Consider the following 24,295-nt stretch of genomic DNA (forward strand, 5'->3'; position numbering starts at 1 on the left):
GGATTGCTGACTTTTTTTGCATTGAATTGATAGTGGAGGGATCTGAATGAGTCGAAGAATTGTACTCGCAGTTTTCGGGTTGGTGCTGGCGATCCTCTGTTCAACGATGGCGTACGCCGGAACTTCGCCGGTCTACCTGCGGACACTTGCTGGTGGCGGGTACTTTAGCACTCCAGCCGGGGTGGCTATCGACAGCGCAGGGTACACGCTGGTTGTAGATAGCCAGCAAAACGTGGTTCAGCGCTTTAACGCCAATGGAACCTACAGCGGCGGATTCGGGGCGGGCTTCGTTTCCTACAGCAGTCTCCATGCTCCGCAGGGGATAGCCGTCGACCCGGCGGGGAACATGTACGTGGCCGACACGGGAGGCAACCGCGTACAGAAGTTCAACTCCGGCGGCGCCTATCTCTCCACCATCGGCGTATTCGGCGTCTGGGGGAGCGACAACGACCATCTCGCCTCCCCCTTCGGTGTTGCCACCGATGCTGGCGGCAATATCTACGTCTGCGACACCTTCAACCAACGGGTTCAGAAGTTCTCCGCGAGCGGGGCCTATCTCGCCACCCTCGGCGTGAGCGACGAACCGGGGGGGGACAACGCCCATTTCTATAAACCGTGGAGTGCCGCGGTGGACGGGGCAGGACGGCTCTACATTGTCGATTCAGCCAACGCCCGGGTCCAGGTCTTCGGTGCGGACGGCGCCTATCTTCGCACCCTCGGGGTGAGCGGTGTTCCCGGCTCCGACAACGATCACTTCTGCAGTCCGGAGGGGGTAACGGTCGACGCCGCCGGTTTGGTCTACGTGGCCGACACCGGCAACCACCGCGTCCAGATCTTCGACGCCGGCGGCGCCTACCTGGGCACCCTGGGGGTCACAGGGGTACTTGGCACCGATAACGGGCACTTCTCATCCCCGCAAGGGGTCGCGGTCGACGCCTTGGGTAACCTCTACGTCGCCGACACGGGCAATGGCCGGGTGCAGGTCTTTGCCACCGCCCGTTACGTCTACCGGTACCGGGGAGGCAACTTCGATCCGAGCCAATCCCTTGGCACCCTCTACTCAGGGGCCAACTATGCGGCCTTCACGATAGCCAGCACCGTGCCACTGCCGCAGGCCTGCAACGCCCTTGGGTGCGATACCGGCAAATTCACCATCATCGGCGGCAACGGGATCGACAACGATTACAACCTGATCAGTAGCGTCTCGATTACTGGGTTCGATGTCAACGGGCTCCCTAATAGCTGGAACATCATAATGAAAAAATACCTCCCTGGTGTTTCCGGCTCCCAGTACGTTGCCTCCTACAACGAGACCACCACCGATGGCAGGATCTTCGTGAACGACGTCCTCGGGCATCCCGACGACAACGGCGTGATGGTCGACATGATCGAGGCAAGCTTCCAGACCACCACGCCTTCTTCGTTTTGGAGCAGGGATGCTGTGGTGCCGGCGGCGCCGTCGGTCTCCCAGGTGACGGTCTCTAACGGGATGGCGGTGGTCACCATAGCCCCCCCCTCCTTCGACGGCGGCAATCCTGTCACCGGCTATACGGTTACCACCGTCCCCGCCGGGGGGATCGACCAGAACGCCGGCTCCACTTCGCTCACCCACGTCGTCACCGGGCTTGCCGGCGGCACCTCCTATAGCTTCACGGTAACCGCAGCCAACGCGGTGGGCAGCAGCGCCTCCTCCACCGCGGTCTCGCCGCCCCCGGCTCCGACCATGCTGTACACCTTCACCGGCACCGCCTCGGGCTCGGTCAACGGCACTTCCTTCAACAATGCCCGCTTCACCATCTCCACCGCCGGAAACCCGGCCTCGGTCGGCTTCAACCAGGCCAGCGGTACCTACTTCCTCGACGCGACCTCGACCATTTCGGTCGGCGGCATCGGCAGCGGCGTCGTGGTTCCCACCACCCCCGGGACCATGGTGGGGGTCGCCATCAACTATGACATCGTCAACTTCCACCTGCACCCCAACCCGGGCTCACTCTTCAAGCTCGAGGAGGGGGCTCTGATGGGATGGGACCTCAAATCCCCCATCGGGCCAGTCTCCGGCAACCTTTCCCTGGGCGGCATCAGCGACCTGCCGACCACCATGGGGGCGGTCACCATCACCTCCATGAGCGACGTCACCTTCTCCGCGGTCCCCATCGTGGCTGCCGACCGCGACCACGAGTCGGACGTGGCGGGAAGCTACGATGCCAAATCCACCGCCGGCAGTGAGCTTGCCGACGTCTCCATCGGCTACCATACCGTCCAGCTCAGCGCCTCCGGCGCCCTGCAAGGCACCCAGACCTTCAACGCCAACAGGATCATCACCTTCACCAGCGGTTCGTACCAGGGTTGGGGGGCCCGGTGGGGAACCTACCAGCTGGGAGACCTCAAGGGGACCCTCTACATCGTCACCAGCCCGACCAAGTGGTGGGGAAGCTACTTCGGGGACATCAACGGGGTCTACACCCGCGACCTGGCGACCGGGAAGTCCCAGTTGCAGCTCACCAGCATCCGTGGCGTCAGGGCCTCCGGCGTGGTCGACCTCACCGGCGCCGTGGTGACCGATCCCGGCGTCACCACGACACTTACCGGACAGCAGGTCAACGTCTACGTCGCCACCCAGACCGAGCAGGCGACCGGCTTCTACAGCGGGAAGATCACCAGGAACGTCAAGACGGTCCGGCTCAACGGCAGCCTGCGCGACGGCTTCACCACGGGAACCTACCAGTCCGACTGGGGGAGCGGCAGCTTCGTCCACTACAGCATGAACGGGCAAAGTGCCACCAGCGGCTTCGGGATGATCGACGGCCCGCTGTTCGGCACCTGGATGGAGAGCCACGTGGTCCCGACCGCCGCGGGAAGCCCCATCACCGCCCACCTGGATATGGCCACCCCCGCGAACATCTCCACTCTCGTACAGCCTGCCCACACCGGGGCGGCGCAGGTAACCGAGAACGCCGATCTCACCCTCAACCAGGGGAGCACGTCCCAGTTCACCGTTTCCGGCCTGGTCAACGGGAGCTCCACCCTCGCCACCTCCCGCGAGGTGGTGATCGGCAGCGGAGAATTCACCGGGTGGCGCTTGAGCGTGGGGAGCTACCGGCTCGGCGATTACAACGGCACCTCCTATACCGTCGAATCCCCGACCGCCTCGCGCGCCACCTGGATCGGGGATATCAACGGCACCATGACCTTCGAACGCTCGAAGGGGACCGGACGGCTTCTGGTCAGCAGCATCCGCGGGTCCAATTCCTCCGGGGTGATCGATTTCCGTTACACCGGGCAGACCCCCGGCCAGTCCACCTTCTTCCAGGGCTCGCCGCTGATCGTGAGGGGCACCCAGTCTCCGCTGCTGCTCTCCGGGCGGCTCCAGGGGACTGCCAACGGTTCCTTCGCCGAGTCCTACCGGCTTGTCCTGCTCGGTGACCCCGCCGTGGGACAGGACGGCTTCCTGGTGGGTACCTACACCCTCGACCAGCAGGGGGGCGAGGTGTCAGGCTACGTCACCGGCCTGGACCCCGTGGTTGGGATCGCCGGCGCCACCGGGCAAAGCTGCCAGTACGAGATAGTGACCGGACCGGCCACTGGCGCCCTGAACGCCTGCCTCACCCTGCCGCTCTCCCCGAGCGCCGTCTACAGCGCGACCTTCCACCCGGTAACCGTCGTTCAACCGGACGCCCCCTCCATCGGCCAGGTGACCGTCTCGGGCTACACCGCGACGGTCACCATCACGGCTCCGTCCAACGACGGGGGGAGCCCGATCACCGGCTACACGGTGGCCACCGTCCCGGCCGGGGGGATCGACCTCGACGCCGGATCGGCCTCGCTTACCCACACCGTGGTCGGCGTCAGCGGTTCGGCGAGCTTCACGGTGACCGCCACCAACGCGGCCGGCACCAGTGCAGCCTCGGCTCCCTCCTACGCCGCGCAGTCGGGCTACGTCTACACGCTGGCCGGCCAGAACATCGGCGACCACGGCCCGGCCGTCTCCGCCCACCTCGCCGCCCCCTCCGGGGCCAAGGGGATCGTGAAGGATGCCCTCGGCAACCTCTACGTCTCCGACAGCATCCACAACGTGGTCCGCAAGGTCGATCCCAGCGGGATCATCACCACCTTCGCCGGCAACGGCACCTGGGGGTACTCCGGCGACGGCGGCCCCGCGGCCAACGCCAACCTGAGCCAGCCGCAGGGGCTCGCCCTCGACGGGGCGGGCAACCTCTACATAATCGACGCCAACAACTACCGGATCCGCAAGGTCTCGGCCAGCGGTGTCATCACCACGGTGGCCGGCAACGGCCTGAACGCCTCTACCGGGGACGGCGGGCCCGCCATCTACGCCTCGCTCTCCAACCCGAGAGACATCGCCGTCGACGCCGCCGGCAACCTCTACATTGTGGAGTATTCCCGGGTGAGGAGGGTTGACTCCGGCGGCACCATCACCACGGTGGCCGGGGGAGGCAATTACACGGCGAACCTGGGCGACGGGGGGCCGGCCACCGGCGCCTATTTCGGATCCGCCTACGGGGTCGCCTTCCACGGCAATTCCATGTTCGTCGCCGATGCTTCCCGGATCTGGAAGGTGGATCTCACCACCCAGATCATCTCCGCCTTTGCCACCGGGGTGAACTGCCCCTCTTCGCTGCGCAGCGACGCGGCCGGTAACCTCTATGCGAGCCAGTCCTGCACGAGCCAGGTGATGCGCTTCGACGCCGCCACCGCCGCACCGACCCTCATCGCCGGCAACAACATGATCGGCTTCTCCGGCGACGGCGGCCCGGCCACTTCCGCAAGCCTCAGCTTCCCCTACGACCTCACCGTCGATGGGGCGGGGAACGTCTACATCTTCGACTCCGGCAACCGCCGGGTGCGGATGGTCTCCCCCTCCGGCACCATCTCGACGGTGGTGGGGGACGGCGGGGCAGGGGACGGCGGCCCCGCCACCAGCGCGAGCCTTTCCGACCCCTCCGGGATCATCGTCGACGATGCGGGTGTAGTCTACTTTGCCGACGGCAACAACGGCCGGGTCCGCAGGATCGACCCCGCGACCGGGATCATCACCACGGTGGCCGGTAACGGGGTGACCAACCAGGTGTACGGGGACGGCGGGCCGGCGGTGAACGCGGCGATCGGCAACGCCACCGACCTGGCCTTCGACCGAAACGGCAACCTCTATATCGCCTCCTCCAACCGGGTCCGCAAGGTGGAGGCCGCCACCGGCATCATCACCACGGTGGCGGGGGGCGGTTCCTACACCCCCAACCGCGGCGACGGCGGGCCGGCTACCGGCGCCACCCTCTTCGCGAGCGCCATCGCCTTCGACAGCGCCGGGAACCTCTTCATCGGCGACAACAGCTACCACCAGATCAGGAGGGTGGACGCCGCCACCGGGATCATCACCACCTACGCAGGCACCGGGGTCAACGGCTTCTCCGGCGACGGCGGCCCCGCCACCGCCGCCACCCTCTCCAGGCCGTGGTCCATCAAGGTCGACAGCCACGACAACCTCTACATAGGCGACCTCGACGCGGGAAGGGTCCGCAAGATCGACCCCGCCACCGGGATCATCACCACGGTGGCCGGCAACGGCGGTTCCGGCGCCAGCGGCGACGGCGGGCCTGCCCTCCAGGCCGTCATCGGGGTCCGCGGCGTGGCCATCGACTCCCAGGACAACATCTTCGTGGTGAGCGGCGGCGGGAACAGCCTCGCGCCCAAGCTCGCCCGCAGGATCGACGCCGTCACCGGGATCGTCACCACCGTGGCGGGCACCGGGGCCAACGGCTTCTCCGGCGACGGCGGCCCGGCGCTCAACGCCACCTTCTCCCGCATCCGCGGCATCGCCGTCGACCGGCAGGGTAACCTCTACCTCTCCGATGCCGGCAACGGCCGCATCCGCAAGGTGGTGGCCTCCGCGGTCGACAACCAGGCCCCCTTGGTGAGCGCCAACCCGCCGGGTGGAACCTACGTCTCCGCCCAGCAGGTGACCCTCTCCGCCGACAAGGGCGCCACCATCTACTACACCACCGACGGCAGCGACCCGACCACAAGCGCCACCCGCAAAAGCCTCAACACGAGCGGGCAGGTATCCATCGCGTCCTCCACCGCCCTCAGGTACTACGCGGTGAGCCCGGCGAACCCGGCCAGCGCGGTGGCGGTGCAGAACTACGACATCACCTACCAGCAGGCCGCCAACCCGGCCTACCAGTCGTCGCAGGTCTTCTCGAGCAGCAACCAGTCCTCCATCACCGAGACCGCCCAGGTGACGGTCACCACGGGGAGGACCATCACCCTCTCAGGCTACGGCGCGCTTCCCGGCCCCAACACCATGACCATCACCCGGAGCGTCGCCATCGGCTCCGGGCAATGGGCCGGGTGGTCCTACGGCACCGGTACCTACAACTTCTCCGGCAAGCAGGGGATCGTCTACGTGCTGAAGCACGACAACCGGATCTGGGAGACGCTGGTGGGGGATCTCCATGCGGTGAGCATCATGGAGGGGCCCGGCCACTCGAGCCGCCGCCTCTACGTCACCAGCATGGACGGGGCCGCCACCCCGGGCGAGTACCAGCTCTTCACCACCGCCGGCTCGCCGGGGAGCATGGTCTCCCTCCCGGCGGTACCGGTGACCACCACCAACCGGAGCGCCACCGTCGCCCTCAGCGGTTACGACAACGAGACCCTTACCCTGGGGAGCCCGCTGGTCACCACCACCATCGACGGGGTCACCGACGGCTTCGCGGCGGGAAGCTACCATACCGCTTCCGGCCAGCCGGGTTACGAGGTGACCTACTGGGGGTCCGGCACGGTGGCCGGCGTCTTCACCGGGCCGGTCTTTGCACTGTTCAACGCTACTACCATGGAGCACGTGCTCGCCACCGCGCCCACCATCGCGGCGGGGGGCTCCCACGGCGAGGCGGTCAAGACCGACGGCTCGCTCTGGAGCTGGGGGAACAACACCTACGGGGCCCAGGCGACCACCGACCCCGAGCCGGTCACTCCGCACTCGGTCCTCTCCGGCATGACCGGGGTCGCGGCGGGAGCCAAGCACGTGCTGGCCGTAACCCGCACCGGCTCGCTCTTGGCCTGGGGCGAAGGGTCGACCGGCGACCTCGGCAACGGCGTCGCCGTCTCGAGCTTCGCCCCGGTCACCGTGCAGACCCCGGCCGGCTCCTTCTTCACCAAGGTGGCCGCCGGCCACGGCTACAGCCTGGCCCTCGACATCAGCGGCAACGTCTGGTCCTGGGGGACCAACTACAACGGCGAGCTCGGCCTCGGGATGGTCTCCGGAGCGTACTCCGCGCCGCAGCCGGTCGCCATCCCGGGGGGCACCCCGGTGGTGGCGGCCTCCGCCGGTGACGCCCACGTGCTGGCCCTTTTGGAAAACGGCACGGTCATGGGGTGGGGGAGTAACGGCAGCGGCCAGCTCACCCTGGATCGCAGCATCACCACCGTCTCCGCCCCGGCCCCCGTTCTTCTTCCCGGGCGGGCGGATGCGGTCGCGGCGGGGGGCTACCACAGCCTCGCCCTGATGCCAGACGGCAGCGTCAGTGCCTGGGGGAGCAACAGCCACGGCCAGTTGGGCGACGGCAGCACCCAGGACGAGGTCCTTCCGGTCACCGTCAGCGGCCTCTCCCAGGTGGTCGCCATCGCCGCCGGCAACGACCACAGCCTCGCCCTGAAAAGGGACGGGACCGTGTGGGCCTGGGGCGCCGGCTACCGCGGCCAGCTCGGCAACGACGACCCGAGAAAGCTCGACTCCGCGGTGCCGGTGCAGGTGAGAAACATCGACGGCTCCGCGCTCACCGGCGTCATCGCCATCGCGGCCGGTGACGGTTTCTCGCTGGCCCTGAGGAGCGACGGCTCGGTCATCGGCTGGGGGGCCAACAACACCCGGCAGCTCGGGGTCCACAACACGAGCGACTTCATCTACCCGACCACCCCGCGGGTGAACGTCACCGACCTCGTCCCCCCCACCGTGACCGCGACCCCGGCAGGGGGGAGCTTCACCTCCCCGGTGACCGTCACCCTCTCCTACTCCGGGGCGGCCAACAACATCATCTTCTACACGACCGACGGGAGCGATCCCTGGCTGCCGACCCACAAGGCGGCTCCCAACGCGAGCCAGGTGCAGGTGCCGGTTTCCAGCACCACCACGCTCCGGTTCTTCGCCACCGACGGCGGCGGCAACATGAGCCGGCCACAGAGCCTCGTCTACACCTTCGACAACGCTCCCGCCATCTCGGGGAGCCCGCTCACCTCGGCGATCAGCGGGGTGATCTACAGCTTCACCCCGGCCGGCTCGGTCTCCAGCGGCACCATCACCTACAGCATCGCCAACAAGCCCTCCTGGGCCTCGTTCAACTCCGCCACCGGGACCCTCTCCGGGACACCGGCGGCCGCGAACGTCGGGACCTACGGCAACATCGTTATCTCGGCCACCGCCAACGGGCTGACCGCCTCGCTGGCCCCCTTCTCCATCACGGTGACCGGCACGCTGGTCAACTCCGCCACCACCTTCGTGGTGGTCAACGGCGGGGCGGCGACCACCGGGAGCAGCGCGGTGACCCTGAGCCTCGGCTGCAGCCTCGGGGAGAAGTGCGCCCAGATGCAGTTCTCCAACGACAACCTGGTCTGGAGCGCCCCCGAGCCGTTCGCCACCACCAAGAGCTGGATGCTCCCCGCCGGCGACGGGCTGAAGACCGTCTACGTCAACTTCCTCGACGCCAACGGGGTGCCGGGGAACACCTACTTCAACAACGTGGTGCTGACCGGCACCACCCAGCCCTCCGGCTCCTACCTCTTCGACCAGAAGTGGGGGGGCGCCGACCAGGGCGACGGCAGCTTCTTCCTCCCGGCGCTCATCGCCTGGTCGAAGAGCGACGGCGCCATCTACGTGGGGGACGCCGGCAACTGCCGCATCGAGAAGTTCGACGAGAACCTGAAGTTCGCCGGGAAGTGGGGCGGGTGCGGCTCCGGCGACGGCCAGTTCATCAGCATGAGGGGGCTTGCCACCGACAGCCACGGCAACGTCTTCGTCGCCGACATCGGTAACCGGGTGCAGAAGTTCGCCCCCGACGGGGCCTTCGTCGCCCGGTGGAGCGGGGTGGGGAGCCAGATCAACGACATCGCGATCGACCGGGACGACATCGTCTACCTCTCCGGCGGCGGACTCGTGCAGCGCTTCGACGACAACGGGAGCTTCATCGACCAGTGGGCGGTGCCCTACCAGGGAACCGGGCTCGCGGTGGACAGCCTGAAGAGCGTCTACGTGAGAAGCGGGGGGCAGGTCTACCAGTACAACGACGGCGCCCTGATCGGGAGCTGGCCCATCCCGTACAGCTACAACGTGTCGGGGCAGGCGACCTTCTCCGGCTTCGGTTTCGACGAAGCCACCGGGACCCTCGCCATCGCCGACGCCTCCGCCCATACCATCCGTTTCTACTCGCTGCCGAGCTCCGAGACCGGCGCGGGGGCCGCCCAGGTGGCGACCTGGGGGAGCTACGGGGCCGGGGACGGCCAGCTGAAGCGTCCGCAGTCGGTCGCCTTCGACGCCTCCGGGAACATGTACATCGCCGATACCGGCAACGAGCGGCTTATCAAGGTGGCCGGGCCGAGCTTCGCCGCGACCCCCTCGGCCACGGTGGGGCGCATCCTCGCCGACGGGATGAACCTCCCGGTCAGCGTGGCGGTCAGCCCGGCCGACGGTACGCTCCTCGTCACCGACCAGCAAAACGACCGGGTGGTCCGCTACAGCACGAGCGGGGCGCTGCTCCAGAGCTGGGGAGGCTCCGGGAGCGCCGCCGGCCAGTTCGCCACCCCGCTCGACGCGGTGGCCGACGGTGCCGGCAACCTCTTCGTGCTCGACGGCGGCAACAACCGGGTCCAGAAGATAGCGATGGCGACCGGCCAGGTGACCGCCGTCTTCGGGGCCGCCGGTGACGCGGCGGGCGACCCCGCCGGCATCCTCTCCAACCCCCGCCGGCTCGCCCTCGACCGCAACGGCAACCTCTACGTCGGCCAGCCGGGGCAGATCACCAAGTTCGACGGCAACGGCCGGTTCGTGGCCCGCATCGCCAACCTGGTCGCCGATCTCAACCAGTACGTCTCGATGGGGTCCATCGCCATCGACAGCCGCAGCCAGGGAAGCGACATCCTCTACGTGATGGACACCGGCTTTAGGAGGGTGCTGAAGTTCGACGCCGCCGGGAACTATCTCGGGGTAGTCGCCAACCAGCAGCTCGGGACCATGTCCGCAATCGCGGTGGACAACTCCGGCTACCTGTACGTCTACGAGAACAACACCGGGATGATCAACAAGTTCGATCCGCTGGGGAACCTGGTCACCAACTGGGGTAACAAGTCGGCGGTCCTCGACGGGAGCATGAGAAACGCCCAGGGGCTCGCGGTCGGCCCCCACGGCACCGTCTACGTGGCCGACACCGGCAACAACCGGATCGAGGCCTTCCTGCCCGCCTCCATCCCCAACGGCACCGCCACCATCAACGCCGGCGCCGCCACCACGGTGGGGAACGTGGTCAACCTCTCCCTCTTCGGGCAGACCAACGCCGGTTCGCTCACCGCCATGCGCTTTAGTAACGACGACCGGAACTGGAGCGCCTGGGAGCCGTACGCCACCACCAAGGCGGGGTGGCAGCTCGCGGGGACCAGCGGGGTGAACTACGTCTACATCCAGTTCAAGAACTCGCTGGGGATCATCTCCTCGACGGTGAAGGCATCCATCACCGTGCAGCCGCAGCTCTTCACCGCGGTCACCGCCCCGGCCGAGAGCACCGCCTCGGTGAGCGTCACGCCGACCGCCGACGCCTCGATGAACGTCACCTTCCAGTCGGTGGTGGCGACCTCCGGGACCGCCGGGGTGCGGGTCACCGCCGCCGTGACCCCCCCTCCGCCCCCGCAGAACGTGACGGTCTACAACAGCCAGGTGTACGAGATCCAGGCCCCCGGCGTATCGTTCGCCGGCACCGCCGAGGTCTGCCTGGCCTTCCGTCCGAGCGCGGTGGCCAACCCGAACAACATGAAGATCATGCACTTCGATTCGGCGGTGGCGTCATGGGTGGACATCACCACCCGGGTGCTCTTCGACGCCGCCAACGACACCGGGAAGGTCTGCGGCAACACACCCTCCTTCTCCCCCTTCATGCAGGTGGAGGCGCTCACCCCGACCGACGGGGCCTGCGGAAGCGCCAACGGCGGGACCTTCACCTCCATGCCGGAGAGCTACCTCTGCTCGGCCGGGGCCGCCTCGGCGGTGTCCGGCACCGGGCCGTGGAGCTGGAGCTGCGCGGGGGCCAACGGCGGGAGCGCCGCGGCATGCCAGGCCGCGAAGTTAGCCTACACGGCACCGCCGGTCACCACGGCCACCCCGGCCCCGGGTAACTACACCGGCACCTCGCTGCTCGTGACCCTGGCCACCACCAACAACGCCGTCATCTACTACACGACCGACGGCTCGACACCGACCGCGTCCTCGGCGGTCTACTCCTCCCCGATCCTCATCAACAGCGGGAGCGCGGTGACCGTGAAGTACTTCGCCAAGGACTCCAGCAACAACAGCGAGAGCGTGAACTCGGCGCTCTACATGGTGACGAGCTCCTCGCAGCCCGGCGGGAGCTGGGCCGGGGTGAAGAGCGGGACCAGTTTCACGGTCTTCCGCTCCGAGGGTGGGAACCCGTACCAGACCCTACTCGCCAACCGCGGCAGCACGAGCTTCACCGACACCTCGTCCCTGAAGCCGAACACCATCTACCGGTACGCGGTCTCCTCCGATACCGACCCGACCCAGACCGAGTTCATGACCGTCCACACCCCGCTCTACAACGGCTGGAACATCGTGGCGGTGCCGTACCAGACGGCCGGGGTCAACCCGGCGGCCTTCTTCGCCACCCCGGTCGGCTCCATCTACCAGTGGGTGCCGGCCGGCGCCACCGCCGAGTCGAGCAGCACCGTGCTCGGCTCCTACCGGACCGTCAATGGGCTCACCCCGGGGTACGGGTACTTCGTGAAGGCCTCCACCGGCAGCACGCTCATGACCTACAGCGGCCAGGCGGGTCCGGCGAGCGCCACCGTGCTGCTCAAGCCGGGGTGGACCATGGTGGCCGACCCCAACGCCGCCACGCGAAGCGGCATCGGGTCGAGCTGGCTCGTGGACGGCATGCCGCTTGCCGACGCCATCTCGGCGAACCTGGTGGGGGGGAGCGTCTACTGGTGGAACGGGACCACCTACGATTCCTGGACGGTGGCGAGCGACCCGGTGATCGAGCCGTGGAAGGGGTACTGGATACTCAACCTCGACTCGGTCGACCACACGCTGACCATCCAGTAGGGGAGGGGGGGGGCTCCGGGACCTCCGGGGCGCCCCACATCATTGCCAATTACCGCCTCATGCCCGGCCGGGAACGGGGCGAAAAACTATCAGCTACATCGAAACAACAAGGAGAGTACCGATGAAAAAGAGACTGATCCGTATCGCCGAAATCGCAGCCATCGCCGCCCTGGCGGTCACCGCGCTGGCCGCCGCCGTCTGGGCCGGCCCTCCCGCCCCCCCGGTCGTGAACGCCCAGGTCCCGGTCACCCCGCTGGGCGGCCCCGAAGTTTCCGCCCTCACCGTCGCGGCCGTGGCCGCCTACGGGTACTGGAAAAGCCGCAGGTAGCGGTTGAGGCGCCTTACATTCCAAGGAGAATCGTCATGAGGAAATACGGAATTGGAGCGGTATCGGCAGCCGCGCTCTTTTTACTTTTACTGCTTCCGGTCGCCTGCCTCGCCTTCGGCGGCAAGGTGAGCTACCCCGACGGTACCCCGGCGGTGGGGGCGAGAGTCCGGATCATCATGCTCCACGCCGATGACAGCGCCTCCCCGGGGAACGGCCCCGGACTCGATCTGTTCCAGCAGTCCGCGATCGACAACGGCAGGGGGCCCGGCCAGTCGGCAGCCCCCCACCGCCAGCCCAGAGGGAAGGGGAAGGTGGTGGCCGTGTGTGATGCCGACGGAAGGTTCAGCTTCGCCGATCAGTCTCTTACCCACGCGCAGATCCAGATAAAGGCCCCCAACGGCCAGGATTATTCGACGGTTACCTTGCCCGTGAAGGCTTTCCAAGGGGGCGAGGTGGCGGTGGTGTTGCAGCGCAAGAAGTGATCACTTCGATACATTACCTGATGCGATAAGGAGCCTGTGATGAGGTTATTTTTCGGGAGGGGGATTCTGGCGGCGGTCGCCTTTTTTCTGCTGACGTTCGGCACCGGCAGTGCCGCGTTGGCATCGACCTTGAGCGGTACCGTCTACGGTGGCAGCAGGGCGCTCCCCAATGCCACCGTTACCCTCAGCAATGAGAGCACCGCGGCCCAAGTGGGATCGGTCACCACCGACGCCAACGGGTTTTACAGCTTTACGGTCGGCGACGGCACCTACGACCTGAGCATCGCCCCCCCCTCGGGGTCGAGCTTCGGCCAGTCGCTGGTGAAAGCGATTTCGGTGGCCGGTGCGGATGTCACCCAGAACGTGGTGCTGGTTTCCGACGCCATCCTTCTCTCCGGCAAGGTCGTCACCTCGACAGGGACGGGGATCCAGAACCTGCTGGTGCAGCTCAACGACCAGGCAAGCGGCAGGACGGTCGCCCAGGTCTACACGGACGCCAACGGCGGCTATTCCTTCCCGGTCAGCGCGGCCACCTACTCCATCAACGTGTACGGCGGGAGCCTGTACACGGGGTACTGCGGGGCGGACGGCAGCTACACCCAGTGCGTCCCCAACGTCCCGACCCCCCAAAGTTTCTACGGATACAACCTCGTGTACAACCTCGCGGTCGCCTCCGACACGACCAAGAACATCACCATCCCGATCGTGACCCTGAGCGGCAAAACGGTCGACGGCGGCGGAAACCCGCTGGGGAACGTGGTTATCGCCCAGTCCAGTTCGATAAGCGCCACCTCCGGCTCCTACACGGTTTACAACAACAGCAGCAGCTACCCCGTCAAGTCCGACGCCTCCGGCAATTACAGCATGTCGCTGATCGCCGGAAACGGCTACTCCATGACCCTGACCCCTCCCGCCGGCAACGGCGTCGGCCTGACCGTCCTCAGCGGTATCAGCGTCACCGCCGATACCACGAGGGACCTTGCGCTCAATCCCCTGGTCAACCTCTCCGGCAAGGTGTCAACCTCGGGCGGGACCGGAATCCAGAACCTGCTGGTGCAACTCAACGATCAGGCTACCGGCAGGACGGTCTCCCAGGGGTTCACCGATGCCAATGGCAACTACTCCTTCGCGGTCGGCAGCGGGAGCACCTATGCCATCAACGTGTACGGCGGGAGCCTGTACTACGGATACTGCGGGGCTAACTCCACTTACCAGCAGTGTGTTCCCAACGTACCCGCCCCGCAGACCTTCTACGGGTACAACCTGGTCCGCAACCTGACGGTGACCGGCAACACCACGCAAGACATCACCATTCCCATCGTCACCCTGAGCGGCAAAACCACCGGCGGTGGCGGAGCTCCGGTAGGCAACGTGGTCATCGCCCAGGCCGGTTCCATCAGCACCTCGGCCGGCTCCTACAACGTCTACAACAACAGCAGCACCTACCCGGTCAAGTCCGACGCCTCGGGCAACTACAGCATGTCGCTCATCGGCGGCAACGGCTACTCGATGACCCTTACTCCCCCTTCCGGGGCAGGCGTCGGTCTTACCGCCGTGAGCGGGATAAACGCCCCCACCGACACCACCAGGGACCTGGTGCTCAAGTCGCTGGTCACCCTCTCCGGAAAGGTGGCCCTCGCCGATGGCACCGGCGTGAAGAACGTCCTGGTCCAGGTCAGCGACCAGGCGAGCGGCACCACGGTGGCGCAAGGCTTCTCCGATGCCGACGGCCACTACTCCTACCAGGTGGGGAGCGGGGGGACCTACTACATCAACCTGTACGGGGGGAGCCTGTATTGGGGGTACTGCGGGACCGACGGCAGCTACACCCAGTGCGCACCGAACGTGCCGGCGCCGCAGACCTTTTACGGCTACTATGTCGTGCGCAACCTGACGGTGACGGCGGACACCACGCAAAACATGACCCTCCCCATCGTGACCCTCAGCGGCAAGACCACCGACGCAAACGGGGTGGGAATCGCCAATGTCCTCGTTTCCCAATCCGGCTCCATCTCCACCTCGAACGGCTCCTTTAACGTCTACAACGACAGCAGCAGTTCCCCCGTCAAGTCGGACGCCTCGGGGAACTACAGCATGTCGCTCATCGCGGGGAGCGGGTATTCGGAAACGATCACCCCCCCATCGGCGAGCTTCGCCCAGACCATCCTCAGCGGCATCAGCGTGACCAGGAACACGCTGCAGAACATCATCCTCCCCTACCGGAACACCACGGCCCCCAAAATCATCTCCGGGCCGACCGCCTCCTCCATCACCAGCTCCGGGGCGGTGGTCCAGTGGCAGACCGACAAGCCAACCCAGGGGGGGGTGAAGTACGGGACCGCCAACCCCCCGACCTCCACCTTGGAGGAGAGCGGCTACGTGACCAACCACTCGGCAATACTCTCCGGGCTCTCCGCCAATACGCTTTACTACCTGAGCGTCTATGGAAAAGATGCCGCCGGCAACGAGGCAGCGGCGAGCGAGGTGGTTTCCTTCACCACCGAGCAGACCAAAAGGACCCTGCCGCCGGTCTTCACCGTGGGGCCCGACGTCACCTCCATCACCCAGAACGGCGCCACCATCACCTGGACCACTGACGAGCCGACTACCGGCGTGATCTCCTACGGAACCACCCCGTTCTTCGGCAAGACGGCGAGCGACACCACCCTTTCCACCTCGCACACCGTCACCGTCACCGGCCTCGACGCCGCGACCAAGCAGTACTTCAAGGTCACCGCCACCGACAACCTCGGCAATCCCTCCACCGACAGCTCGGTGATTTACTTCACCACCCTGGAGGCTCCCGACACCAAGGCCCCGGTGATCACCAACGGCCCGATGCGGACGAGCACCACCGACACCTCGGTCACCATCACCTGGATCACCGACGAGCCCGCCACCAGCGGCGTGTCGCTCAACGACGGGACCAACTACATCGTCTACACGGACACGACCCTCACCACCAGCCACTCGGTGGTGATCTCCAAGCTCACCCCCTCCACCGCCTACAGCTATGTGGTCTCCAGCACCGACGCGGTGGGTAACGGGCCGACCCTGAGCGCGGCCAAGAGCTTCACCACCGATCAGGCCGCCGATACCACGGCACCGGTCTTCACCCAGGTGCCGATCGTGAAGAACACCACCCATCAGTCGGCGGACCTCTACTGGGTGACCGACGAGCCCTCCAGCTGCTCCATCGAGTACGGCACCGGCAGTGACCTCGGCCAGAGCGACTCCAAGGCCGCACTCATCACCAAGCACAACCGCCCGCTGACCGGGCTTCTCCCCGGGACCACCTACTACTTCAGGGTGAAGGCGACCGACGCGGCGGGGAACTACAGCTACTCGAAGACCGCTTCCTTCACCACCGACGTCATCCCGCGCACGGCACCGCCGGTGATCACCAGGTCCGGGGAGATCGTCTACTCCTCCGACACCACCGCCACGGTCGCCTTCTCCACCGACGAGCCGTGCAACACCGTGGTCGAGTACGGCCCCAACGGGTCGACCGCCAACCGCGCCTCCAACTCCGACAAGGTCACCGACCACCAGGTCGCCCTCACCAACCTGACCGCCAACACCTCCTACAGCGTCCAGGTCTCCTGCACCGACATGGCCGGGAACACCGTGGTGGCCTCGGCGGGCAAGCCCTCCACCATGATGGCCTTCAACTTCGCCCACGTCTTGAGCGACGTGGTGGTGGGGAGTACCGGGAGCCTCGGTTTCACCACCGCCTCCCAGCCGGACACCACCCCGCCGGTGATCACGGTGACACCGGCCGCCACCGCCGTCACCACCTCCATGGCCTACATCACCTGGTCGACCGACAAGATCGCCGACTCCCAGGTCTTCTACGGCCTGCCGGGACAGAACACCCCGAAGACGGCGGGTGACATCGTGCAGGTGACCGGCCACTCGGTGGCGCTCACCAACCTCGCTCCCAACACCGCCTACGAGTTCAAGGTCCAGTCCACCGACCCGTCCAACAACACGGTGGTCTCCTCCACCTACACCTTCACCACCGCGAGTGCTGCCCGCACGGCGCCTCCGGTGATCACCGCGATCTCCGCCTCGGCGGTCACCTCCAGCCAGATCCTGGTCACCTGGACCACCGACGAGCCGGCCACCACCTTGCTCAACTACGGAACCAACGCCGGCGCCCTCACCGCCCAGGCCTCGGTGGCCGGCCTCACCACCACCCACGCGGTGACGCTCTACAACCTGGTCCCGGGGACCACCTACTACCTCGTCCCGGGCTCCACCGACAGTTTCGGCAATTCTGCCCAGGGGTCGCTCAAGGCGCTCACCCTGGCAGGGCTCACCCCGGTGAGCTACACCGTCTCCACCTCGGCCGGGGCAGGGGGGAGCCTCTCTCCCGCCACCCAGACCATCTACGGCGGCTACCAGCTGGCCCTGGCGGTCACCCCGCAGTTCGGCTACCAGGTGGGATCCGTCACCGGCTGCGGCGGCACCCTTTCCGGCAACGTCTACACCACCGCCGCGGTGACCGCCAACTGCACGGTCAGCGCCACCTTTACCCCCGACCCGACCGTGACCGGGACGGTGACCCTCACCACCGTCGCCCGCCCCGCCGGCGGGACCTACGCGGGGGGGACCCTGCTCGTGCAGCTCGTCAACGGTGACCGGAGCGCCAACGTCTACTACACGACCGACGGGAGCACCCCGTCCACCGCTTCCAGGCGGTACTTGGCCCCCATCCCGGTCTCCGGAAACGTCACCCTCAAGTACTTCGCCCAGGACGGCACGGCGACCGAGCAGGTGAAGAGCGCCACCTATACCGCCGCCCTGACGGGCCAGCCGGCCGCAAGCTTCGCCGGCCTGGTCTCCGGCACCACCTTCACCGTCTCCCGTTCCGAGGGAGGTAGCGCCCCGGTTTCGGTCTACAGCGGGAGCCAGACCAGTTTCGTGGACAGCGGCACCCTGAAACCCAACACCACCTACACCTACTCGGTCTCCTCCGATACCGGTGGCGACGCGCCCCTGCTCACCATCCGCACCCCGCTCTACAACGGGTGGAACGTGGTCGGCGTCCCCTTCGACACGAGCGGTGTCACCGCCGCCAGCGTCTTCGCCACCCCGGTGAGCGCCGTCTACCAGTGGATCCCCACCGGGGCGAGCGCCGAGAGCAGCAACAGCGTCCTCGGCTCCTACCGGACCGTCACCTCGCTCGCGCCGGGTAACGGCTACTTCGTCAAGGCCAACAACGGCAGCACCATGCTCGCCTACAGCGGCAACCCGGTCTCCACCCCGGTTTCGGTGAACCTGCTGCCGGGATGGACCATGATCTCCAACCCGACCCAGCAGAACCTCTCCAATCTGGGCGCGGTCTGGAAGCTCGACGGGGTGTCCCTTGCCGACGCCATCAACGCGGGCACGGTAGGCGGCGGGCTCTACTGGTGGAACGGCACCACCTACGACTCCTGGTCGATCATCGGAGACAACCCGCAGGTCGAGCCGTGGAAGGGGTACTGGATCCTGAACCTCGACGGCGTGGCACACACGCTCACGATCCGCTAGGCATGGGGGCGATCCCGAGACACATCGTCACCGCCCTCACGGTGATCTTCCTGACCCGGGTGGCGGCCATGGGCTACGAGCCCGTGACCGCCACCGTGCGGGTTTCCAGCGGGGCGCTTTACGATTACGTGGTGATCGGGGAGCATCCGAGGGCGACCGACGGCTACGACAACGCCTACGATACGGTCTCGCCGGGGAACCTCAACCAGGATATGGGGGAGCCGTACATCAGCGCGGTGGTGCTCCATCCTGACTGGAAACCGTCCATGCGCGAGATGCGGGGTGATATCAGGGCGCCGGCTCCCCGCCAGGAATGGCGGCTGAAGATCACCTCCAGCCTCCCCGCCGGGACGCCGCTGACCCTGGAGATTCAGCAGGAACGCACCAGGATCCCGAAAGGAACGGCGGTGACCGTCAGGGCGGCGGACGGCAAGGAGATCGACCTTCAAAAGGGGAATTTTACGATGCCGGCTCCCAAGCCTTCGTCACCGGCAGAGGTGGTGCTCGTCGTCGTGCAGCCAAAGGAGGGGAAACAGGATCAGCCCCCCCCGGTGAAGTAGAAGGTGGCACCCTGGCCCGGTTCGGCCTCGGCCCAGATCTTTCCGCCGTGCATGGTGATCACCCGCTGCACGGTGGCCAGGCCGATACCGGTTCCCTCGTACTCCCCCGTGCGGTGCAGCCTCTCGAAGGGGAGGAATATCTTGTCTGCGTAGGTCATGTCGAACCCGATCCCGTTGTCCCGCACGTAGTAGACCACCGGGAAGCGGTCCGGGAGGCAGCCGAACTCGATTTTGGGATTGGCGGTGTTGCTGGTGTACTTCCAGGCGTTGCCCAAGAGATTCTGGAGGGCAAGCTCGGCTAGGGCCGGGTCCCACTCCCCCTCGATCCCGGCGGGGACGGCGACCTCCACCTCCCGTTCGGGGGGCTGGCCGCTCAGTTCGCCGACCACCCGGCAGGCGAGGTCGCTCAAGGAGACCTTTTCCCGGGCGAGCTTTCGGCGGGTCACCCGGGAAAGCTTCAAGAGGTCCTCGATGAGCGAGCCCATCCTCCCCGCCGCCGAGCTGATCCTCGCCAGGTGCTCCACCCCCTCCAGGTCGAGCTTGTCCCGGTACTCCTCCAAAAGGATGTTGGCGAAACAGTTCATGCCGCGCAAAGGCGCACCCAGCTCATGGGTGACCGAGTAGCAGAAGGATTCCAGCTCCCGGTTGAGGGCGCGCAGCTCGACGGTTCGCTCCAGGACCCGGTGCTCGAGGGTGTCGTGGGCGAGCCTCAGCTCCTGCTCGATCAGCTTGCGCTCGGTGATGTCGTAGTTGACCCCGACCATCTTGACCGCCTTCCCCTCGGTGTTCATCAGGACGTGGCCGGACCCCATCAGCCACCGGATCTCGCCCCCCGGCAAAAGGATGCGGAACTCGTGCTCCCAGTTGCGGCACTGCTTCAAGGCGGACCCGATGGAGGATCTCAAAAGGTCGAGGTCCTCGGGATGGTATCAGGAAGTTTCTAACGCTATTTTAAAAATAATACGGCAGTATTTCAGTGTCTACGACGCTATATGACGGCGGGGCTAAGCCTTTTCGCGTGACAGCTGCTGTGTCATAAAATAACGTTATGTGTAACGGGTGTAAATTGCTGAGGTAAGCTGACAGTAAGGCTTGGCACAATTACTGATAGAGCGATTTCCTTGATTTAATCAGAACAAGCCGAATGGGGTCGAGTTCCATCCGAAGCGGGACCGGCTTGTTTTTTGTGCCGACCACCAGGGGAGGGGGAGGTCATGAAGTTGCAGGCGGCCGTCAATCAGAAGGGGCAGGGGGGGGAGCCGGGGGAGCCGGGACTGGTGTTCGCGCTTTCCTTCATGGCCTGCGCGATCGTGGTTGCCGCTCTCATGCTGTACCTGCCGGATGCGATCTGGACGGGTCTGCGGGAAATCACCATCGTCGCCGCCAAGGGGGTCGGTGCCCTCTGCGGCCTGGCCATGCTGAGCGACGGGGACATCCTCACCGTCAACGGATTCTCCATGAGGATCATCCGCCAGTGCACCGCCATCGACTACCTGGCCTTTCTCTCCATCGCCATCCTTCTCTACCGCCGCCACCGCCTCTCCTACCGGCTGCTGGGGGTCGCGGTGGCGGTCCCCTCAATCGTACTGGCCAATGCCTTTCGGCTGGTAATCTCGGGCCTGATCGGTACCTATTCCCGGAGGGCCTTCGATTTCGCCCATGACTACCTCTGGGTGGTCGCCTTCGCCCTCTTCGTCTTCGGCCTTTGGACGCTTTGGCTGAACGGCCGTCTCCTCCCTTCGCCCAAGGCGGTGAGGGGCATCGCCCTGGCGGTCGCGGTGTCGGCCGGGGTCTACGGCCTCTTTCTCGTCGTTCATGACGCCTACGGCGACCTCATGGCGGCCGCAGGCTCCTTCATCTACGACTTCCTGTACGACGACCACGGGGGACGGATCCTCCGCAGCGGGGATGCCATGGAGTATGTCCACGCCGGCAGGCGGTTCCGGCTCCACACCATGACGGAAGAGGTCAACGTCGCAGCCTACCTGGGGCTGATGGCGCCGCTGCAGAGGAGGGGCGACTGGAACGTCGTCGTGCTGACCCTGATGGGGCTGGTCAGCATGATGGTGATGGGAGCCACCTTCATAGCCATCGATTGCGGTTTCGCCGTCACTGCCGGGAAAAGCGCGGCGGTCGGCTTTCTTTCCATCGGAAGCATCGTCCATCTTTCCCTCCCCATGGCGGTGTACTGGATCGTCACCCGGGTCAGTGACGACTCCGCTCCCCTGCCGGTTGCAGCAGGGGAGAGCCTGCGCCGGAAAATGAAGGCCTCCGGCCGCCAGGGTTCCCGTTGATCCCGCTCACCCCATGCTCGGTCGACGCCATCCCCCCCTTACGACCCGGTCCCTCTCTCATTCCGGCCCGCTTCCCATGCCTGCCCAGGCTCATTCCCCTGAGTGAATCCCCTGCCGGTTCCCTTCTTCCCGTCGGCCCGTGAGAATAACTTCTATTTACTTGGTGATAAATCGATGCTATACGCGACATATATGATCTCTGTGTGGCATAATTTCGCTGGACGGTGCCCATCTGAGTGATATTGTATCTCTCACTGGATTGCCTGTGAGGGTAAGGAATCCGGAGGCTGGTTTGAAGGAGGGGGAAATGTCCTCACCGCTATCGGGACGGCAGGGGTTCACCTTGGTCGAACTGATGATAGTAGTCGCAATCATAGCCATCCTGGTTTCCATTGCCATTCCCAAGTACGCCTCGTACAAGAGGACCGTTTACGACAGTGCGGCCCTGGCCGATCTGACCAATTTCAAGATGGCATTGTCGGTGTACCACTCGGATCACCTGCAGTACCCGTAGGAGGGATTGAGATGGGTAAGAAGGGAGCGATAGCGCTCGGATTTCTCCTGGCAGCCACCGCGGTCTGCGCATTTGCCGGCGTGGGCCTCCAGATGCAGGGAGTTCCCCCCGGGGTCGGATTCAATCCGTCCAGCGGGGTCACCCTGAACTACAGCGGGACGGCCGGCCACGACTACTACAGTATCGGAACCAAGCACCGGGAAGGCGAAAAGTATTTCGTCACCACCAGCGGGATGGATGTCGTCTACCAGCAGCAGATGGGTAGCGGCGTCCTGCCGCAAAGCGGAGATGCCCCCGCCATCGACGTCATCGATCCTTCGCTGGGAAATACGGTCACCGCAAACGGCAAGCTTTACTACAAAAGGTAGCCAGCCACCGCGCTCTCCCCTCCACCGTGGGGAGCGCTCCCGATCCCTTCCCCCGCTTCCTCCCTCTTTTCCAGGCCACATCACACCCGGCCCCGCACCACCACCCTCGGTAAAATTCCGCGGGCATGCCGAGCTTCGGCTCGATTTTCCTGACTCAAGTTTTCGCCTCCCCCTCCGAACAGAGCATAAGTGCAAGTACTTCCCCTGACCGCTTCAGCGGAAGCCTCCGGAGGAGAATATGAAAATTACGACCCGAATGATGATCAACCTCGGGGTGACGGTAGGGGGGCTGCTGGTCGTTTTCGCCCTGGCCATGGGCACCATCGGAAAGGTCAAGGTGAACGGACCGATTTACCGGCAGATCGCCATGGGGAAGGATCTGGCCGCCGACATCCTTCCGCCCCCTTCGTACATCCTGGAGTCGTACCTGGATCTCCAACTCGCCCAGGCCGGTGACGCCACCGAGAGGCAGCAGCGGTTCGAGGATTTCAAGCGGCTCAAGAAGGAGTTCGAAGAAAGCCACGACCACTGGAAGAAGGACCTTCCCGAAGGGGAGATCAAGAAGGTGATGATGGAGGACGTCTACCACCCGGCGGGCTCCTTCTACGAGGTGGCTCTCAACAAGTTCTTTCCGGCCCTGCTGGCGGGCGACACCGCCACCAGCGAGCGGCTATTGAGGACCACCCTCAAGGAGAGCTACAGCCAGCACCGCCAGCAGGTCGACCGGCTGGTGAAGCTCAGTGACGATTTCTGCAAGAAGTCCGAGGGGGACGCGGCGAAGGCGCTGCGGCTGTCCGAGATCGTCCTTTGCCTGGTGGGGCTGGTGATACTGGGTGCCTCGATCCTGCTCAGCCTGGTCATCTCCCGCTCGGTCACCCGGCCGCTCGGGCGCTGCGTGGAGATCGCCGACCGCCTCGCCACCGGCGACCTCACCGAGGAGATCACGGTGACCTCCGGGGACGAGACCGGGATGCTCATGGGGGCGATGAAGAACATGATCGAGAACCTCAGGAGCCTGGTCCAGAGCACGGTAACCATCTCGGCGAGCATCGCATCGGCCTCCACCCAGCTGAACGCCACCGCCGACCATATCGCCACCGCTGCCCAGGAGGTGGCCGCCCAGACCGGTTCGGTTGCCACCGCCAGCGAGGAGATGGCCGCCACCAGCGAGGACATCGCCCGCAACTGCAGCATGGCCGCCGAGTCCTCCCGCACCACCACCGAGATGGCCACCGAAGGGGCGCAGGTCGTGCAGGAGACGGTCAGCGGGATGACCAGGATTGCCGAGCGGGTGAAGCATTCCGCGGACGTGGTGGGAACCCTGGGAGAGCGCTCGGACCAGATCGGGGAGATCATCGGCACCATCGAGGAGATCGCGGACCAGACGAACCTCCTGGCGCTCAATGCCGCCATCGAGGCGGCCCGGGCGGGAGAGCAGGGGAGGGGGTTCGCCGTGGTCGCCGACGAGGTGCGGGCGCTGGCGGAGAGGACCACCAGGGCGACCCGGGAGATCGGGGAGATGATCCAGGCCATCCAGCGCGAGACCAGGGAGGCGGTCCGTTCCATGGAGGAGGGGGTCGAGGAGGCCGAGCGCGGGGCGCAGTCCTCGAAACGGTCCGGGGAGGCGCTGGAGCGGATCCTCGAACAGGTCCACGACCTCACCATGCAGATCAACCAGATCGCCACCGCCGCCGAGGAGCAGACCGCCACCACCGGGGAGATCACCAACAACGTCCAGCAGGTCTCGGAGGTGGTGCAGGGGACGGCGAGCGGCGCCCAGGAGACCTCGACCGCGGCCGGAATGCTGGCCCGGCAGTCAGGCGAGCTGCAGGAACTGGTGGCCTCCTTCCGGCTGTAGCTCCCGCCCCGCCACC

10 protein-coding genes and 1 pseudogene are annotated in these 24,295 nt (G+C 66.0%); 9 read left to right on the forward strand and 2 right to left on the reverse strand.

Features of this window, described 5'->3' with window-relative positions:
* Positions 1-46: 46 nt before the first annotated feature.
* The 5 genes from ACYVL5_RS09710 to ACYVL5_RS09730 all read left to right on the forward strand — a co-directional run bounded on the left by ACYVL5_RS09710 (position 47) and on the right by ACYVL5_RS09730 (position 19,245).
* Entirely contained in the window at positions 47-12,337 is a 12,291-nt protein-coding gene (locus tag ACYVL5_RS09710; RefSeq protein ID WP_460595366.1) for an RCC1 domain-containing protein, read from the forward strand.
* Between the two features lie 121 nt (positions 12,338-12,458).
* Entirely contained in the window at positions 12,459-12,665 is a 207-nt protein-coding gene (locus ACYVL5_RS09715) for a hypothetical protein (RefSeq protein WP_460595367.1), read from the forward strand.
* Positions 12,666-12,700: 35 nt separating this feature from the next.
* Entirely contained in the window at positions 12,701-13,147 is a 447-nt protein-coding gene (locus ACYVL5_RS09720; protein ID WP_460595368.1) for a hypothetical protein, read from the forward strand.
* Between the two features lie 39 nt (positions 13,148-13,186).
* Positions 13,187-18,685 carry a fibronectin type III domain-containing protein gene (locus ACYVL5_RS09725; protein WP_460595369.1) on the forward strand — a complete coding sequence of 1,833 codons (5,499 nt, stop codon included), beginning with the start codon at positions 13,187-13,189 and terminating at the stop codon, positions 18,683-18,685.
* 2 nt (positions 18,686-18,687) lie between these two features.
* The gene (locus ACYVL5_RS09730; protein ID WP_460595370.1) at positions 18,688-19,245 is read left to right on the forward strand and encodes a hypothetical protein; all 558 of its coding nucleotides are present in this window, start codon (positions 18,688-18,690) and stop codon (positions 19,243-19,245) included.
* On the opposite strand, the gene ACYVL5_RS09735 is transcribed toward ACYVL5_RS09730, so the two are convergent.
* Both ACYVL5_RS09735 and ACYVL5_RS09740 read right to left on the reverse strand, forming a co-directional pair.
* On the reverse strand, positions 19,224-20,009 hold the full coding sequence (locus ACYVL5_RS09735) for a sensor histidine kinase (protein WP_460595443.1): 786 nt from the start codon (positions 20,007-20,009) through the stop codon (positions 19,224-19,226). The genes ACYVL5_RS09730 and ACYVL5_RS09735 overlap by 22 nt on opposite strands.
* A pseudogene (locus tag ACYVL5_RS09740) lies at positions 20,007-20,159 on the reverse strand (PAS domain-containing protein); the annotation flags it as partial. The gene ACYVL5_RS09735 and the pseudogene ACYVL5_RS09740, both read right to left, overlap by 3 nt.
* 300 nt (positions 20,160-20,459) lie before the next feature.
* Between ACYVL5_RS09740 and ACYVL5_RS09745 the strand changes: the two are divergent.
* The 4 genes from ACYVL5_RS09745 (at position 20,460) to ACYVL5_RS09760 (ending at position 24,279) form a co-directional block, all read left to right on the forward strand.
* Positions 20,460-21,539 (forward strand): exosortase/archaeosortase family protein, encoded by a 1,080-nt coding sequence (locus ACYVL5_RS09745; protein ID WP_460595371.1) that lies wholly within the window; start codon positions 20,460-20,462, stop codon positions 21,537-21,539.
* A 307-nt stretch (positions 21,540-21,846) separates the two neighbouring features.
* A complete protein-coding gene (locus tag ACYVL5_RS09750) occupies positions 21,847-22,053 on the forward strand; it encodes a type IV pilin protein (protein ID WP_460595372.1) in 207 nt (68 codons plus the stop codon).
* 11 nt (positions 22,054-22,064) lie between these two features.
* Positions 22,065-22,421: a hypothetical protein gene (locus ACYVL5_RS09755; protein WP_460595373.1), complete on the forward strand. Its 357-nt coding sequence runs from the start codon at positions 22,065-22,067 to the stop codon at positions 22,419-22,421.
* Positions 22,422-22,659: 238 nt separating this feature from the next.
* Entirely contained in the window at positions 22,660-24,279 is a 1,620-nt protein-coding gene (locus tag ACYVL5_RS09760) for a methyl-accepting chemotaxis protein (RefSeq protein WP_460595374.1), read from the forward strand.
* The last annotated feature ends 16 nt before the right edge of the window (positions 24,280-24,295 follow it).

The sequence above is a fragment of the Geomonas sp. Red276 genome (genome assembly GCF_054784495.1).

Coding starts and splice junctions, on each gene's coding strand:
- ACYVL5_RS09710 (WP_460595366.1), top strand. CDS start 47: ATGAGTCGAAGAATTGTACTCGCAGTTTTCGGGTTGGTGCTGGCGATC.
- ACYVL5_RS09715 (WP_460595367.1), top strand. CDS start 12,459: ATGAAAAAGAGACTGATCCGTATCGCCGAAATCGCAGCCATCGCCGCC.
- ACYVL5_RS09720 (WP_460595368.1), top strand. CDS start 12,701: ATGAGGAAATACGGAATTGGAGCGGTATCGGCAGCCGCGCTCTTTTTA.
- ACYVL5_RS09725 (WP_460595369.1), top strand. CDS start 13,187: ATGAGGTTATTTTTCGGGAGGGGGATTCTGGCGGCGGTCGCCTTTTTT.
- ACYVL5_RS09730 (WP_460595370.1), top strand. CDS start 18,688: ATGGGGGCGATCCCGAGACACATCGTCACCGCCCTCACGGTGATCTTC.
- ACYVL5_RS09735 (WP_460595443.1), bottom strand. CDS start 20,009: ATGGTCGGGGTCAACTACGACATCACCGAGCGCAAGCTGATCGAGCAG.
- ACYVL5_RS09745 (WP_460595371.1), top strand. CDS start 20,460: ATGAAGTTGCAGGCGGCCGTCAATCAGAAGGGGCAGGGGGGGGAGCCG.
- ACYVL5_RS09750 (WP_460595372.1), top strand. CDS start 21,847: ATGTCCTCACCGCTATCGGGACGGCAGGGGTTCACCTTGGTCGAACTG.
- ACYVL5_RS09755 (WP_460595373.1), top strand. CDS start 22,065: ATGGGTAAGAAGGGAGCGATAGCGCTCGGATTTCTCCTGGCAGCCACC.
- ACYVL5_RS09760 (WP_460595374.1), top strand. CDS start 22,660: ATGAAAATTACGACCCGAATGATGATCAACCTCGGGGTGACGGTAGGG.